This is a genomic window from Streptomyces sp. XM4193 (assembly GCF_023072595.1).
In the GTDB taxonomy this organism is placed as follows: domain Bacteria; phylum Actinomycetota; class Actinomycetes; order Streptomycetales; family Streptomycetaceae; genus Streptomyces.
In genome coordinates this window covers 1,111,086-1,125,689 of sequence record NZ_JALLGK010000001.1, presented here as the reverse complement: position 1 = coordinate 1,125,689, position 14,604 = coordinate 1,111,086, and the positions used below count along the sequence as shown (strand labels likewise).

Annotated in this window: 12 protein-coding genes and 1 riboswitch; of the genes, 4 read left to right on the top strand and 8 right to left on the bottom strand. The window is 71.1% G+C overall.

Annotated elements, in window-relative coordinates; translation table 11 throughout:
* Positions 1 to 128: 128 nt before the first annotated feature.
* The 4 genes from groL to thrC all read right to left on the bottom strand — a co-directional run bounded on the left by groL (position 129) and on the right by thrC (position 4,656).
* Complete coding sequence (gene groL, locus MTQ01_RS04675) at positions 129 to 1,757, bottom strand: chaperonin GroEL (protein WP_211040036.1); 1,629 nt, start codon at positions 1,755 to 1,757, stop codon at positions 129 to 131.
* 347 nt (positions 1,758 to 2,104) lie between these two features.
* Positions 2,105 to 2,308, bottom strand: a complete 204-nt coding sequence (locus MTQ01_RS04670; protein ID WP_037653356.1) for a cold-shock protein — start codon at positions 2,306 to 2,308, stop codon at positions 2,105 to 2,107.
* Between the two features lie 771 nt (positions 2,309 to 3,079).
* Positions 3,080 to 3,355: a MoaD/ThiS family protein gene (locus MTQ01_RS04665; protein ID WP_247486982.1), complete on the bottom strand. Its 276-nt coding sequence runs from the start codon at positions 3,353 to 3,355 to the stop codon at positions 3,080 to 3,082.
* Complete coding sequence (gene thrC, locus MTQ01_RS04660; RefSeq protein WP_374207601.1) at positions 3,352 to 4,656, bottom strand: threonine synthase; 1,305 nt, start codon at positions 4,654 to 4,656, stop codon at positions 3,352 to 3,354. The genes MTQ01_RS04665 and thrC overlap by 4 nt, the downstream gene beginning before the upstream one ends.
* Positions 4,657 to 4,673: 17 nt before the next feature.
* Positions 4,674 to 4,845: riboswitch (SAM riboswitch) on the bottom strand.
* A gap of 149 nt (positions 4,846 to 4,994) precedes the next feature.
* Here thrC and MTQ01_RS04655 point away from each other — a divergent pair.
* Both MTQ01_RS04655 and MTQ01_RS04650 read left to right on the top strand, forming a co-directional pair.
* Entirely contained in the window at positions 4,995 to 5,984 is a 990-nt protein-coding gene (locus tag MTQ01_RS04655) for a glucosyl-3-phosphoglycerate synthase (RefSeq protein WP_247487738.1), read from the top strand.
* Between the two features lie 226 nt (positions 5,985 to 6,210).
* Entirely contained in the window at positions 6,211 to 7,659 is a 1,449-nt protein-coding gene (locus tag MTQ01_RS04650; RefSeq protein WP_247486980.1) for a trehalose-6-phosphate synthase, read from the top strand.
* 226 nt (positions 7,660 to 7,885) lie between these two features.
* Here the strand turns inward: MTQ01_RS04650 and otsB are convergent, their stop codons facing one another.
* The 4 genes from otsB to MTQ01_RS04630 all read right to left on the bottom strand — a co-directional run bounded on the left by otsB (position 7,886) and on the right by MTQ01_RS04630 (position 11,588).
* Entirely contained in the window at positions 7,886 to 8,746 is an 861-nt protein-coding gene (gene otsB, locus MTQ01_RS04645) for a trehalose-phosphatase (protein ID WP_247486979.1), read from the bottom strand.
* A gap of 163 nt (positions 8,747 to 8,909) precedes the next feature.
* On the bottom strand, positions 8,910 to 9,377 hold the full coding sequence (locus MTQ01_RS04640) for a DUF3263 domain-containing protein (RefSeq protein WP_247486978.1): 468 nt from the start codon (positions 9,375 to 9,377) through the stop codon (positions 8,910 to 8,912).
* Positions 9,378 to 9,386: 9 nt separating this feature from the next.
* Complete coding sequence (locus MTQ01_RS04635) at positions 9,387 to 10,682, bottom strand: extracellular solute-binding protein (protein WP_247486977.1); 1,296 nt, start codon at positions 10,680 to 10,682, stop codon at positions 9,387 to 9,389.
* Positions 10,683 to 11,114: 432 nt separating this feature from the next.
* The gene (locus MTQ01_RS04630; protein ID WP_374207637.1) at positions 11,115 to 11,588 is read right to left on the bottom strand and encodes a flavin reductase family protein; all 474 of its coding nucleotides are present in this window, start codon (positions 11,586 to 11,588) and stop codon (positions 11,115 to 11,117) included.
* Positions 11,589 to 11,926: 338 nt separating this feature from the next.
* On the opposite strand from MTQ01_RS04630, the gene cdgB reads away from it, so the two are divergent.
* Both cdgB and MTQ01_RS04620 read left to right on the top strand, forming a co-directional pair.
* A complete protein-coding gene (gene cdgB / locus MTQ01_RS04625; RefSeq protein WP_247486975.1) occupies positions 11,927 to 13,555 on the top strand; it encodes a diguanylate cyclase CdgB in 1,629 nt (542 codons plus the stop codon).
* A gap of 97 nt (positions 13,556 to 13,652) precedes the next feature.
* Positions 13,653 to 14,585 (top strand): hypothetical protein, encoded by a 933-nt coding sequence (locus tag MTQ01_RS04620; RefSeq protein ID WP_247486974.1) that lies wholly within the window; start codon positions 13,653 to 13,655, stop codon positions 14,583 to 14,585.
* Positions 14,586 to 14,604: the final 19 nt, after the last annotated feature.

Sequence of the window (14,604 nt, the reverse complement as noted above, 5' to 3'; positions counted from 1 at the left end):
ACGGCCGGCCCGCGCGGATGCCCGGAGGCCGCGCGAGGGTGCCCGCACATGCCCGAGGGCGGCACTCCTTCTCGGAGTGCCGCCCTCGGTTCGCACCTGTGCGGCGTGAACCTCGATCCTCGGAGGGATCAGAAGTCCATGCCACCGCCCATGCCACCGGTCGGGTCCGGGGCGCCGGCCCCGGCCTTCTCCGGCTTGTCGGCGATGACGGCCTCGGTGGTGAGGAACAGCGCGGCGATCGACGCGGCGTTCTGCAGCGCGGAGCGCGTCACCTTGGCCGGGTCGATGATGCCCTCGCCGACCAGGTCGACGTACTCGCCGCTGGCGGCGTTCAGGCCGTGGCCCGGGGTCAGGTTGCGCACCTTCTCCACCACGACACCGCCCTCGAGACCGGCGTTGACCGCGATCTGCTTGAGCGGAGCCTCCAGCGCCAGCTTGACGGCCTGGGCACCGGTGGCCTCGTCGCCCTCCAGCTCCAGCTTCTCGAAGACGCTGGAAGCCTGGAGCAGAGCCACGCCACCACCGGCGACGATGCCCTCCTCGACGGCGGCCTTGGCGTTGCGCACCGCGTCCTCGATGCGGTGCTTGCGCTCCTTGAGCTCGACCTCGGTGGCGGCACCGGCCTTGATGACGGCCACGCCGCCGGCCAGCTTCGCGAGACGCTCCTGGAGCTTCTCGCGGTCGTAGTCCGAGTCGCTGTTCTCGATCTCGGTACGGATCTGGTTGACGCGGCCCTGGACCTGGTCGCTGTCACCGGCACCGTCGACGATGGTGGTCTCGTCCTTGGTGATGACGACCTTGCGGGCGCGGCCGAGCAGCTCGATGCCGGCGTTCTCCAGCTTGAGGCCGATCTCCTCGGAGATGACCTGGCCGCCGGTGAGGATCGCGATGTCGCCGAGCATGGCCTTGCGACGGTCGCCGAAGCCCGGAGCCTTGACGGCGACGGACTTGAAGGTGCCCCGGATCTTGTTGACGATCAGGGTCGACAGGGCCTCGCCCTCGAGGTCCTCGGCGATGATCAGCAGCGGCTTGCCGGACTGCATGACCTTCTCCAGAAGCGGCAGCAGGTCCTTGACGTTGCCGATCTTCTGGTTGGCGATCAGGATGTACGGGTCGTCGAAGACGGCCTCCATACGCTCCATGTCGGTGGCGAAGTACGCCGAGACATAGCCCTTGTCGAAGCGCATGCCCTCGGTGAGCTCCAGCTCCAGACCGAAGGTCTGGGACTCCTCGACGGTGATGACGCCTTCCTTGCCGACCTTGTCCATCGCCTCGGCGATGAGCTCGCCGATCTGCGAGTCGGCGGCGGAGATGGAGGCGGTGGAGGCGATCTGCTCCTTGGTCTCCACGTCCTTGGCCTGCTCGAGCAGAGCGGCGGAGACGGCCTCGGTGGCCTTCTCGATACCGCGCTTGAGGGCCATCGGGTTGGCGCCGGCGGCTACGTTGCGCAGGCCTTCCTTGACGAGGGCCTGGGCGAGAACGGTCGCGGTCGTCGTGCCGTCACCGGCGACGTCGTCCGTCTTCTTCGCGACCTCCTTGACCAGCTCGGCGCCGATCTTCTCGTACGGGTCCTCGAGCTCGATCTCCTTGGCGATGGAAACACCATCGTTGGTGATCGTGGGGGCGCCCCACTTCTTCTCGAGGACGACGTTCCGGCCCTTGGGGCCGAGAGTGACCTTGACGGCGTCGGCGAGCTGGTTCATCCCGCGCTCGAGGCCGCGCCGTGCCTCCTCGTCGAACGCGATGATCTTGGCCATGTGAAGTGGTCCTCCCAGACTGGGGTGGATTTCTCCGGACCGCGCCGACGCCCGCGACGGACGGTCTGCGAGCCTGACGGTTCCTTCCCGCCGGGCCTGCGGACCTCGCCGAACCGGTCCTTATCTGTCACTCTCACCTTCAGAGTGCTAACGCCAATCATTAGCACTCGCCCCCTGCGAGTGCAAGCCGCCGGCGTCATTCCGCACCCGCACCCAGGGTGCACCGCGTCCCCTCGGGGGCCGACCGCGCAGGCCGGGAGGGCATGACGAAGGCCCGCACCGGATTCGGTACGGGCCTTCGCGGACCGCCTCGCGATCCTCAGTCGTTGGCGCTTCTTGGTCGCCGCTCAGACCGCCACGCGGACCATGTCCGCCTGCGGCCCCTTCTGACCCTGCGAGATCTCGAACTCGACTCGCTGTCCTTCTTCCAGGGTGCGGTAGCCGTCCATCTGGATCGCGCTGTAGTGGACGAAGACGTCCGCACCACCGTCGACCGCGATGAAGCCGTATCCCTTCTCCGCGTTGAACCATTTGACGGTGCCCTGAGCCATCCCTAACTCCCCTATTACTGGCCCTTACACGAGACCGCGCTCCGCGGACCCGGGTCAGACCTCACCGCCGGGCGATGACCCGGAGGCTGCGCCGGAACGCGTCGACCGCCGCTGAATGTATCCGCACGGACGCCCTCTGCAACAGGCCGCCGAGAAGAGAAATATGGACTAGACCAATCGGAACTTCAGTCACATTCACGAATAACCCAGGGCAACTCAGGCCGGGCATAACGGATGAGCGCGACATTTCACTTTGCTTTTTCTCTGGACATTCTCCGGAACTTTCTCCGAGCACGGTCGGGGCTCGACCACGGACCTGCGGGGGCCCGTCGGTGTTCCGGGAAGCGAGGCAGCGAAGGGATTGGCGCGCGGGAGAAGATTCGATCCCGCCCCGAACCGAGCGGGGCGGAAGCCACTTTACCGGTAAACGGGCAGCCGGAATGACCGCTTCCACGAGCCCGAGCCACGGGAGTGCAACTGACTTCCCGGCCGACCTGGGACCGTAATGACCGGATCCGGACCGTTTACCGATCACTTCGGCGGTCCATTGCAGAACCGGTCGCGGGACCCGTCTCACCGAGATCCGCGTCCGCGGGCCCGACCCGCGGACGGCGGCCGGGGATCGGGATCGGGCCGGACGGCAACGGACGGCGTACGGGCCGGACGGCGGGGACGACGGGGGGACGACAGGGGACGGCTGCGGACGGCAACAGAAGAGCCCCGCACCGGCGGCGACCGGTGCGGGGCCGAGAAGTCCGGCGTCAGGAGGGCTCAGCCGCCCGCGACCGCCGGGATGATCGAGACGCCGGCGCCGTCCGGGGTCTGCGTCTCCAGACCCTCGGCGAACCGGACGTCGTCGTCGTTGACGTACACGTTGACGAAGCGGCGCAGCTTGCCGGTGTCGTCCAGCACGCGCGCACCGATGCCCTGGTGGTTCCGCTCCAGGTCGGCCAGCACCTCGCCCAGGTTCGCGCCCTCGGCGCTCACCTCGGACTTCCCGTCGGTGTAGGTGCGAAGGATGGTCGGGATACGGACGTTGACACTCATGCCAGGCCAGCCTCTCGGAAGGAGTCCAGATTCGGGCGGATGATCGCGGTCGCCTGCGAGGTCGGCGCCACCGCGTCAAGGGTCTTCAGGCCGTCTCCGGTGTTGAGGACGACGGTGGTCAGGGTCGGGTCCAGCGCACCGGACTCGATCAGCTTGCGGGTCACACCGACGGTCACGCCACCCGCGGTCTCCGCGAAGATCCCCTCGGTGCGGGCGAGCAGCTTGATCGCGTCGACGACCTGCTCGTCGTTCACGTCCTCGACCGCGCCGCCGGTCCGCCGGGCGATGTCCAGGACGTACGGGCCGTCGGCCGGGTTGCCGATCGCCAGCGACTTGGCGATGGTCGAGGGTCGCACCGGACGCACCACGTCGTGGCCGTTCTTGTACGCCTGCGACACCGGCGAGCAGCCCTCGGCCTGAGCGCCGAAGATCTTGTACGGCCGGTCCTCGACCAGGCCCAGCGCGATCAGCTCGCGCAGCCCCTTGTCGATCTTCGTCAACTGCGAGCCGGAGGCGATCGGTACGACCAGCTGGTCCGGCAGACGCCAGCCGAGCTGCTCGCAGATCTCGTACGCCAGCGTCTTGGAGCCCTCGGCGTAGTACGGCCGCAGGTTGACGTTGACGAAGCCCCAGTTCTCGCCGATCGGGTCGCCGATCAGCTCGCTGCAGAAGCGGTTGACGTCGTCGTAGTTGCCCTCGATGCCGACCAGCTCGCCGCCGTAGACCGCGGCCATGACGACCTTGCCCTGCTCCAGGTCGTGCGGGATGAAGACGCAGGAGCGCAGCCCCGCGCGGGCCGCGGCGGCGCCGACGGCCCCGGCGAGATTGCCGGTGGAGGAGCAGGAGAGCGTGGTGAAGCCGAAGGCGCGGGCGGCCTGGACGGCGATGGCGACCACACGGTCCTTGAAGGAGTGCGTCGGGTTCCCGGAGTCGTCCTTGATGTGCAGTTCGCCGGTGACGCCCAGCTCACGGGCGAGGTTCTCGGCCCTGACGAGCTTGGTGAAGCCGGGGTTCAGACTCGGGGTGTCGGCGACTCCGGCGGGCACCGGCAGCAGCTCCGCGTACCGCCAGATGTTGTTCGGACCGGCCTCGATACGCTTGCGCAGACCCTCGGGGTCGCCGTCGGGCAGTTCGTAGGCGATCTCCAGCGGGCCGAAGCAGGCCGTACAGGCGAAGTGCGGGCCGAGCGGGATGCGTTCGCCGCACTCACGACAGGAGAGTGCCGCGGCCGGGCCCAGGTCGACCCGGGAATCGGTGGTGCCGGAGGGATCTGCGGAAGTGCTCGCAGTGTGCACAGCCATGGAGGCGAGGCCCTTTCTCCTCATCTTCCCCGGTCACGTATTTCGCCCGGGACGGAATTGGCACCTGCCCCGCACCGGCTTCGCTTTCCGCTCCACGGAACGTGGAGGAGAACGTCGCAGTCAACTGGTAGTGCGGGAGGGTTGCCGGGGCTTCAACGGGCCGTGTCCCTCTGCCCCTCTGGATGAGCGCTATGGCGTCCACCGGACGCGTTTGTCGGCGCCGGACCCCGGGATGCCGTGGCCCTGAGCGCTGTTCAAGACTGTATCCGACAGGCATCAGCGTGAAGACACCCGTCCGCGACCCGAGACGGAGACAGACGGAGACAAGGGGCTTGCAGGTGCTGGAAGAGGTCGAGAGCTGGCTTCGGCGCCGTTCGTGGCACGCGGACCGGTGGCCGCCGGACAGGCTGCTGGCCGCCAAGCGGGCGGCGGGCGCGGCCGGCAGCGTCAGTGTCGTCCTGCCCGCGCTGAACGAGGAGGCCACCGTCGGCCGGATCGTCGAGGCGATCCGGCGCGAGCTGATGACGGAGGCGCTGCCGCTGGTGGACGAGCTGGTCGTCATCGACTCGGGGTCCACCGACCGCACCTCGGAGGTGGCGCTGGAGGCGGGCGCCAAGGTGACGCACCGCGACGAGATACTCCCCCGGCTCCCGGTCGTGCCCGGCAAGGGCGAGGTGCTGTGGCGCTCGCTGCTGGTCACCGACGGCGAGCTGGTCTGCTTCGTGGACGCGGATCTGCGGGAGTTCGACACCCGCTTCGTGACGGGCATCCTCGGCCCGCTGCTGACCGAACCCTCGGTGCAGCTGGTCAAGGCGATGTACGACCGTCCGCTGGGCGAGCAGCCGGCCGGCGGCGGACGGGTCACCGAGCTGGTCGCCAGACCGCTGCTGAACCTGCACTGGCCGAGGCTGGCCGGCTTCGTCCAGCCGCTCGGCGGTGAGTACGCGGCCCGCCGCTCGCTGCTGGAGCAGCTGCCCTTCCCGGTCGGCTACGGCGTCGAACTCGGCCTGCTCGTCGACGCGTTGGAGACCGCGGGCCTGGACGCGCTCGCGCAGGTGGACGTAGGGGTGCGGCACCACCGGCACCAGGACGGCCAGGCGCTCGGCCGGATGGCGGCGGCGATCTACCGCACCGCCCACACCCGGCTCTCGGCCGGCCAGGGCCCGGGCGGCGCGGAGGGCCGCTTCGCCGCCGCGGCACTGACGCAGTACGAGCGGGTGGGGGGCGAGTTCGTACCGCGCACCCACGAGGTGGACGTGCTGGAGCGACCGCCGGTCCGTGAGCTGCCGGAGTACCCGGGCCACCGCACCCGACGCCCGGCCGCCTGAGCCGGGCCGCCCCCTGAGCCGCGGCAGCGGCGGGCGCAGGACGGGTGGGCGTGGGACGGGCAGGCGCGGGACGGGCGGGCCCGCCGCGGGACGGGCGGGCGCGCCGCGGGACGATCGGCGGGGCGGCCGCGACGGGAGGGGCGGGTACCGGCCGCGGGGTGCCGGGTACGAGCCTCTGCGGCGCGGCGGCGTTTGAGCAGGCAGCGGGGCGGATACGCCTAGCCGCATGTCGCAGGTACTCGTCGCCTCCAACCGCGGCCCGGTCTCCTACGCCCTCGACCGGGACGGCACCCTGACCGCGAAACGCGGCGGTGGCGGTCTCGTCTCCGGCCTCTCCTCGATCGGCGGACGGGCGCTGTGGGTGTGCGCCGCGCTGGATGAGGGCGACCGCGAGGCGGTGCGGCGCGAGCCCGCCCGACTGGCGGCCGAGGACACCGGAGGACAGCCGGTGCGGATGCTGGACATTCCGCGGGAGGTCTTCGCCGACGCGTACAACGGCATCGCCAACTCGGTGCTGTGGTTCGTCCACCACATGCTCTACCGGACGCCCTTCGAGCCGGTCTTCGACGCCGAGTTCGAGAGCAGCTGGCGGCACTACGAGCAGTACAACGCCGCCTTCGCGGACGCGCTCGCCGAGGAGGCCGCCGAGGGCGCGACCGTACTCGTGCAGGACTACCACCTGACGCTGGTGCCCGGCCTGCTCCGCGAGCGCCGCCCCGACCTGCGGATCGGCCACTTCTCGCACACCCCCTGGGCACCGCCGGACTACTACCGGCTGCTTCCCGACGACACGGCCGCGGCAGTGCTGGAAGGAGTGCTCGGCGCGGACCGCGCGGCGTTCCTCACACAGCGCTGGGCACGGACGTTCGCCGACTGCTGCGTCGAGGTGCTGGGCGCGAAGGTGCGTACGGGTGCGGAGGGCGAGTTGCTGGTCGAGCACGCCGGACGCAGCACCCGGATCGGTGTGCACGGTCTCGGCGCGGACGCCGACTTCCTGCTCGAACGTTCCCGCCGCCCGGACGTGGACGAGCGGGCCGAGGCGCTGCGCGAGCAGATCGGCGGCGAGGGACGACGGACGATCGTGCGGGTGGACCGCACCGAGCTGTCCAAGAACATCGTCCGCGGGCTGCACGCCTTCGGGCGGCTCCTCGACGACTTCCCGCAGTGGCGCGAGCGCGTGGTCCATCTGGCCTTCGCCTATCCCTCGCGCCAGGATCTGGAGGTCTACCGGGCCTACACCGACGAGGTGGCCGAAGTCGCGCAGGAGGTCAACGACCGCCACGGCACCGCGGGTTGGACGCCGGTGGTGCTCCATGTGCAGGACGACTTCGCACGATCGCTGGCCGCCTACCGGCTGGCCGACGTCGCGCTGGTGAACCCGATCAGGGACGGGATGAACCTGGTCGCCAAGGAGGTCCCGGTGGTCTCCGACGAAGGCGTCGCGCTGGTGCTCTCCCGGGAGGCGGGCGCGTACGCGGAGCTGGGCGCGGACGCCCTGGTGGTCAACCCGTACGACATCGGCGGCACCGCCCGCGCGCTGAACGAGGCCCTGAGCATGCCGGACGCCGAACGGACCGCGCGCACGGCCCGGTTGGCAGCCGCAGCGACCGCGCTGCCACCACAGCGGTGGTTCCTCGACCAGCTGGAGGCGCTCGAGGGCCGCCCCTCCGACTGACGGGGACGGGGACGGGGACGGGGGCGGCGACGGCTCGCCGGTACGGGGCGACAGCACCGGTGAGCCGACCGGGGCCGGCCAAGTGCCGCGCATCGTGGCGGGGTTCGGCAAGTACCGCACGCCGTGCGGGAGTTGCCGAACTCCGGCGGGCCGCAGGCCGGTTCGGCGCCGGCAGCGGCCCGCGCGGTCTCGTCCACCGCGGCCCGCGCGGTCTCGTCCGCGGAGGTCAGTCGTGTGCGGCGAGGTGATCGGCGACCGCGACCAGGAGGGCGGCGACGCCCGCCGGCCCGTCGACGGTCAGATCGGCGCACTCGATCAGCGGGGCCACGATCTCGTGGGGGTCGCCGCTGCACACCAGCAGCCCCGGCAGACCTCCGGAACGCAGACTCAACACCGCCTCGTAGGCGGGGAGATCACCGAGGTCGTCACCGCCGTAGAGAACCGCGCCGGTGTCGACGGGCGGGCCCGTCTCGGCGAGGAATCCGCGCAGGGCGGCGCCCTTGTCCATCCCGGCCGGGCGCACCTCCAGGACGAACCGGCCCGGTTCCAGGTGGAGTTCGTGGCGTGCGGCGAGATCGGCCAGCGGTTCGCGGAGCCGGTCGAAGGTGCCGGCGGGGTCCTGTGTGCGACGGGTGTGGACGGCGACCGCGTATCCCTTGTCCTCGGTCGCGGTGCCCTCGGGGACGGCCAACCGCCGTAGCAGGTCCGGGAGTTCGCCACGCACCGCGTCGATGCCCGGATGGGGCGGCGGGAGGCGCAGCTCGCCGGTGGCCGCGTCCCAGCGTTCCGCCCCGTACGCGCCGAGGACGGTCAGCCGTTCCAGGCCCGGGGTCGTCGCGAAACTGCCGTACTCCACCGCCGTGCGGGCCGGTCGTCCGGTGATGACGGCGACGGCGCGCATCCGGGGGGCGAGCCGCGCGAGCGCGTCGAGCACCTCGGGGTGGACGCGGGCGTCGGCGGGGTCGGGGACGATCGGCGAGAGCGTGCCGTCGAAGTCGAACGCGAGGACCGAGTCCGCGGGATGGGCCAGCAGTGCGTCCAGCGCGGTGCGGCCGGCAGCGGTCACGGGGATCGGAAGAGGGCCCATGGAGGCACGATACGTCCGTCCCGCCGCCGCGCGCAGGAGTGCCTCGGAAGCCGGGACTCCGCGGTCCGAGGCGCACGGGCCGAGGAACATGGGGCGGAGCACAGGTGCAACCGCCTCGGGGCCCGTGGCGGCCGGTAGCGCCGTACGGCTGTGGCGGGAGTGGTCAGCGACGCGCGCGGTGGGCCTCGCGCACGCGGCGCAACCGGTTGACGGTGACGGGGTCGTGGCGGGCTGCGGCCGGGTCGTCGAGCAGCGCGTTCAGCAGCTGGTAGTAGCGGGTCGGCGAGAGGCCGAGCTGCTCGCGGACGGCGCGCTCCTTGGCGCCCGGCCCGGGCCAGCCCCTGCGTTCCAGCGCGAGAACGGCACGGTCGCGGGCGTCGAGCCCCCCGTCGCCCGCCGGGCCCTCGCCCGCGGAGCCCTCGCCCGCGGAGCCCTCGCCCGCGGAGCCCTCGCCCGCCGGTACCGCGTACGCCGCCCGGTCCGCACGATCCGCGCCGCCCTCGGCGCCCTCGCTGCCGCCCTCGACGGCTGCCGCGTCGCGCTCGGTGCCTCCCTCGGCGGCGCCGGAGGGAGCCAGGGACGGTGCGCGGGTGGCGGCGGACGGGTCCGCGGGATCGGCTGGCTGGGTCACGCGCCCAGGCTACTCACTGGCCTCGCGGGCGGCGGCCTCGCGCTCCTCGGCCCCGCGTTGGAGGCCGCCGAGCACCGTGGCCGGGTCGCCGTCCTCGGCGACCGCGGCGCCCACCTGCTTGCGGATCTCCTGGCTGACGTCGGGCCAGGACACCTTGTTCAGCGGATAGAACTCGGCCTCGCCCAACGCCTGCAGGAACGGCCGCAGTTCCTTGTTCCTGCTGTCGTCCATCATCTTGTCGGAGGCGCTCATGGTGACCGGGATCAGCCCGTAGCGGTCCATGAACTCGTAGTGCTGCTCGTCCTGGAAGAGGAAGTCGAGGAAGGCGCCGATCTCCTTGCGGTGGCCGTTCTCCTTGAAACCCATGATCCAGTCGGCGACGCCCATGGTGGAGCCGGCCGGTTCCGACTTGCCGGGCAGCGGCGCGGTGCCGTAGTCGATCTTCGCCTTCTTCGCGGGTTCGACGAGCGTGGGGTGGCCGTTGAGCATCCCCACCTCGCCCTTGCCGAACGCCTCGAAGATGTCCTTGCGGTCGAGGTCGGCGGGGGCGCCCGGGCCGGTGAGGCCCTTGCCTACGAGTTCGTCGCGGAGCCAGATGAAGGTGTCGACGTTCTCCGGGGCGTCCAGGGTGTACGTGCCGACCTGGTCGGTGATGCCGCCGCCCCCGCCGAGCATCCACATCATCGACTCGCCCTGCGCCTCCTCCCGGCCCAGCGGCAGCCCGTACGGGTGCTTGACCCCGGCGGCGTCGAGAGCCTGCGCGGCCTTCTGGAGCTGCTTCCAGGTCTGCGGCGGCTTCTCGGGGTCGAGCCCGGCGTCGGCGAACAGCTTCTTGTTGTAGAAGAGCACCCGGGTGCTGGAGGCGAACGGCAGCCCGTACTGGGTGCGGCCGACCTCTCCGGCCCGGGCCAGCGCGGGTACGAGGTTGGCGTGCGTGGGTATGGAGAGCAGCTCGGACACGCTGTAGAGGCGTCCCTCGGCGGCGTAGTCCGCGTAGCCGCCCACCTGGGCGATGTCGGGCGCCTCGCCCGCCTTGACCATGTCGGCGACTTCGCCCTCGACGTCGTTCCAGCTCAGCACGGTGACTTCGACGCGAATCCCGTCGTTCTCCTTCTCGAACCGCTCCACGGCCTCGTCCCAGTAGTGCTGGGAGCTGCTCGGCTTTCCGGGGTCGCCGTAGTCGGCCGCGACCACCTTGAGGGTGACGTCACCGCTCCCGGGGCCGGTGCCGCAGCCCGAGGCTCCCAGACCCATGACGCCCACCAGGCCGAAGGCCGCCCAACCAGTGAACCGACGACGCTGCACCGCGAACCGCTCCTTCGCACTACCTGCGTGCGCAACGTGCCCGGGGCTCGCCGCAGCACCGACTTTCGATCGAGGCCGGCTGGGCGTCGAACGCGTCGACCGGCCACTCCTGGTACGGGCGTGCGAGCCGGCGCGTACACCTGTTCTTCACATACCCGTACGGTGCACGAGTCTCCCGTCCGCTCCGCCTCAGGTCCAGACCACGACCGCGATCAGTTCCGGACGGACCGAATCCGGCCTGCTCAGCGGCGCGTTGACGCGCTTCCGGATCGGCCCGCACATCTCCGGAACCACCCCGTCCGCCACCCGTGACCGCCGTCCCGCCGTCCGCCGTCCCGCCGTCCGCCGACGGAGAGCCGAGAGCCGGTCGCCCGACAGTCGGTCGTGTGTCCGCGCCGCGGGGTCGGTCCGCGGGGTCGGTCCGCGCGCTCGTCAGGCGAGCCCGCGGTACCGGCCCTGGAAGTACGTCAGCGGACCGCCCTGGCCGCCGGGCAGCACCGTGTTCAGCACCCGGGCGACGAGCAGCGTGTGGTCGCCGGCCGCGACCCGCTGCTCGGTGCGGCACTCCAGCTGTGCGAGCGCGCCGTCGAGCAGCGGCGCACCGGAGAACTCGCCGCGCACGTGCGGGGTTTCCTGGAACATGAGCCGGTCGCTGAGCCGGCCCTTCATCGCGAACCGGCCGGCGGTCTGCCGCTGCCCCTCGGTCAACAGCGAGGCGGCCCAGAGCGGTTGGCGCTCCAGCAGCTCGTCCATCCGGGACTCGGTGCGCACGCTGAGCAGCACCAGAGGAGGCTCCAGCGACACCGAGACGAAGGCGGTCGCGGTCATCCCGACATCGGAACCGCGCGGACCGTCCTCCTCGTCGTGGCCGGTGACCAGCACCACCCCGGACGCGAGCCGCGACATCGCGGCACGGAAGTGTTCTGTGCTCACCCCCTCAGGATGGGGGGTGTCCGCCTCGGAGGGGTGGTGGGCCGGCTGCTCGGTCGTCGGATACACCCCAGAACCGTAGATCGCCGCCGCGACCTGGCGCATCGGTCCTTCGACGGAAGCGGGTCCTAGGACCGCACGCCCGGGCCGCATCGGAGCGCTGGATGGTCAATCCCCGTACCCGCTTCGTGACTTGAGTCACAGAACGCATTAATTGTTGACCCTGTGTACCGAGTGAACAGCTCGCTGTGATTCAGTGGCGGAGACACCCGGAAGAGTGACTTCTGGCGGTTGAGCGGTAAACAGGGGAGGCGATGGACACCGACTCGGAGCCCTACGTTCACCTCGCGACACTGCGCCAACTGCACCAGTCGGTTGCGCAGCTCAACAGCGCGCGCAGCCTCGCCGACACTCTCCAGGCCGTCGCGGACGGCGTCGTCTCCGGCCTCGGTTTCGAGCTCGCCGCCGTCAACCTGGTGCGTCAGGACGGCGATCTGGTGGTCGCCGCCATCAGCGGCAGCCAGGCGGCGGAGGCGATGATGGCCGGCCGCGTCGGCTCCCGCGCGTCCTGGGAGCGCAGGCTGAGCATGGGCGAGGTCTGGGGCGAGCTGCGCTTCATCCCGTACACCGACGGCTGGGTGCTCGACGAGGACGACGTGCCGCAGTGGCACCACACCGCGCCGGCACCGCAGTTCGCCGGCGAGTGGCACCCGATGGACCGGCTCTTCGCGCCGATGTACTCCCCCGACGGCGAGCTGATCGGGGTGATATCCGTCGACAAGCCGGTGGACGGGCGCCGCCCGGGCCCCTGGGGCTGCGACGCCCTGCAGATGTACGCCTTCCAGTCCGCCGTGGCGATCAACAACTCGCGGCTGCGCTCCAACATGCAGCGCGCCCTGGTCCGGCTGGAGCGGGAGCAGCAGGCGCTGCGCGCCAGCGAGGAGAGCTTCCGCCAGGCGTTCGAGTACGCGCCGAGCGGTATGGCGATAGCCGAGATGGGCGGCGACGAGCGGGGCCGGCTGATCAAGACGAACGACGCGCTCTGCCGGCTGCTCGGCAGGCCCGCCTCGATGATGCGGCGCTACAGCTTCTCCGACCTCGTGCACCCCGAGGACGTCGGCACCCTGCTGCGCACCTCCGCCGAGGGCGGTCGCGCCGAGCTGCGGCTCAACCGGCGGGACGGCTCCTACATATGGGTCTCGCTGCGCAACTCCGTGGTCGCCGACACCGCGGACGGCCCCCGCTTCCTCCTCACCCACGTCGAGGACATCGAGGAGCGCAAGCGCCACGAGCTCCAACTCGCCCACCGCGCCAGCCACGACTCGCTGACCGGACTGCCGAACAGCGCCGAGCTGCGCGCCCGGCTCTCCGCCCGGCTGTGCGAGCGCCCGCTGCCGGCCGGCACCTCCGTACAGGACTTCTTCGACGCGCAGGCCGAGACGTACGCCTTCGCCGCCGAGGCGTTCGACCAGCCGCAGGCCGCGCTGGGCGCCTTCGACAACCACCACGAGCATCTGACCGCCCCGGAGAGCGACGACCCCTCCGAGAAGGGGCTCGCGGTGCTCTTCTGCGATCTGGACGGCTTCAAGTCGATCAACGACCGCTTCGGCCACCACTGCGGCGACGCCGTACTGATCGAGGTGGCGCGGCGGCTGGCGGGCCAGGTGCGGGACAACGACACCGTCGCCCGGCTCGGCGGCGACGAGTTCGTCGTGCTCGCCGACGGGCTCGGCGCCCCGGACGCGGCCGATCTCGCGCTGCGGCTGCGCAACGCGATCATTCCGCCGATACGGGTCGAAGGGCGCTCGGTGCGCGTAGGGGCAAGTTTCGGGATCGGATGGGCGGCCTGCGGCATGTCGGCCGAAGACGTACTGCAATCCGCTGACCAGCGCATGTACGTCGAAAAGCGGTCACGTTCCAAGGCCCATCGGCGCGCCGGCTGAGTCCCGCGGAGCGGTCACCGGCATCGAGCGTTCGTCCGAAAGCGGTAGGCTGCGGCGCGTCAGCCGAATGCCGGATGCCGTATGAGGAGAGCAGGCGATGACCGCCGGAAACAACGGTACGAACCCGCCGGAGGGCGACGACCCGTTCGGCTATCTGTACCGGTCCGAGAACGGTGCGCCCTCCGCCCAGGGACAGCAGGCGAACAGCCCGCGCAGGTCGTACAACGAGGTCAGAGCGGTCGGTGACCGCCGCTACGGGCAGCAGCAGCGTCCGCAGCCGGACCAGTCCCCGAACCCGTACTACGCAGCTCCCGAAACGCAGCCCGGCGGTGGCCAGGGCGGTCAGGGCGGCCCCGGTGGCCCCGGTCGCCGTGCGGCCGGTCGTGCGAACCAGGAGCCGGCCCGTCGCAACGGCCTGCTGATCGGCGCCCTCGCGGTCGTCGGCGCCGTGATCCTCGGCGTCGGTGCCGCCTTCGCCTTCAGCGACGGCGACGACGACAAGGCCGGAGCCGACCCGGGTGCCTCGGAGTCCGCCGACGCGGGCAAGGGCGAGGACGAGGGTCCCGACCCGGACGACGCCCCGCCGGAGGAGGACGAGGAGCGTCCGCTCCCCCAGGAGAACGGCTCCAGCCTCCGCCTGGAGAACGGCCCCGTGGTCGCCAGCGACGTGGAGGGCTCGCGCGCCAAGGACGGCTCGTACATCCACGGTTTCAAGGAGGGCTCGGCCGCCCTGTGGCAGCCGGAGGTCGAGGAGGACGGGGAGTACACCGTCTTCGTCGGCTACACCGTGCCGGGCAAGGACATGAGCCTCCAGGTCTCGGCCAACGACGCCTCCCCCTACTCGGCGCGCTTCAGCAACTACGCCGGTGCCGAGGAGGGCGACTGGGCCAAGGGCTGGACCCAGACGTACGCCTGGGTGGAGCTCAAGAAGGGCACCAACGACATCCGGATCGCCTGCGGCGACAAGGCCGAGCAGTGCGGCGTCGCGATGGACCGCATCTGGCTGGAGAAGGGCCACGTGAAGAAGTAGCCGCCCCGGGCCCGTACTG

Bases quoted from the DNA above. Each gene is read 5' to 3' on its own strand.
- MTQ01_RS04665 (WP_247486982.1), bottom strand. From the start codon at position 3,355: ATGAGTGTCAACGTCCGTATCCCGACCATCCTTCGCACCTACACCGAC.
- otsB (WP_247486979.1), bottom strand. From the start codon at position 8,746: ATGGGCCCTCTTCCGATCCCCGTGACCGCTGCCGGCCGCACCGCGCTG.
- MTQ01_RS04620 (WP_247486974.1), top strand. From the start codon at position 13,653: ATGACCGCCGGAAACAACGGTACGAACCCGCCGGAGGGCGACGACCCG.
- thrC (WP_374207601.1), bottom strand. From the start codon at position 4,656: ATGGCTGTGCACACTGCGAGCACTTCCGCAGATCCCTCCGGCACCACC.
- MTQ01_RS04650 (WP_247486980.1), top strand. From the start codon at position 6,211: ATGTCGCAGGTACTCGTCGCCTCCAACCGCGGCCCGGTCTCCTACGCC.
- groL (WP_211040036.1), bottom strand. From the start codon at position 1,757: ATGGCCAAGATCATCGCGTTCGACGAGGAGGCACGGCGCGGCCTCGAG.
- cdgB (WP_247486975.1), top strand. From the start codon at position 11,927: ATGGACACCGACTCGGAGCCCTACGTTCACCTCGCGACACTGCGCCAA.
- MTQ01_RS04630 (WP_374207637.1), bottom strand. From the start codon at position 11,588: ATGTCGCGGCTCGCGTCCGGGGTGGTGCTGGTCACCGGCCACGACGAG.
- MTQ01_RS04670 (WP_037653356.1), bottom strand. From the start codon at position 2,308: ATGGCTCAGGGCACCGTCAAATGGTTCAACGCGGAGAAGGGATACGGC.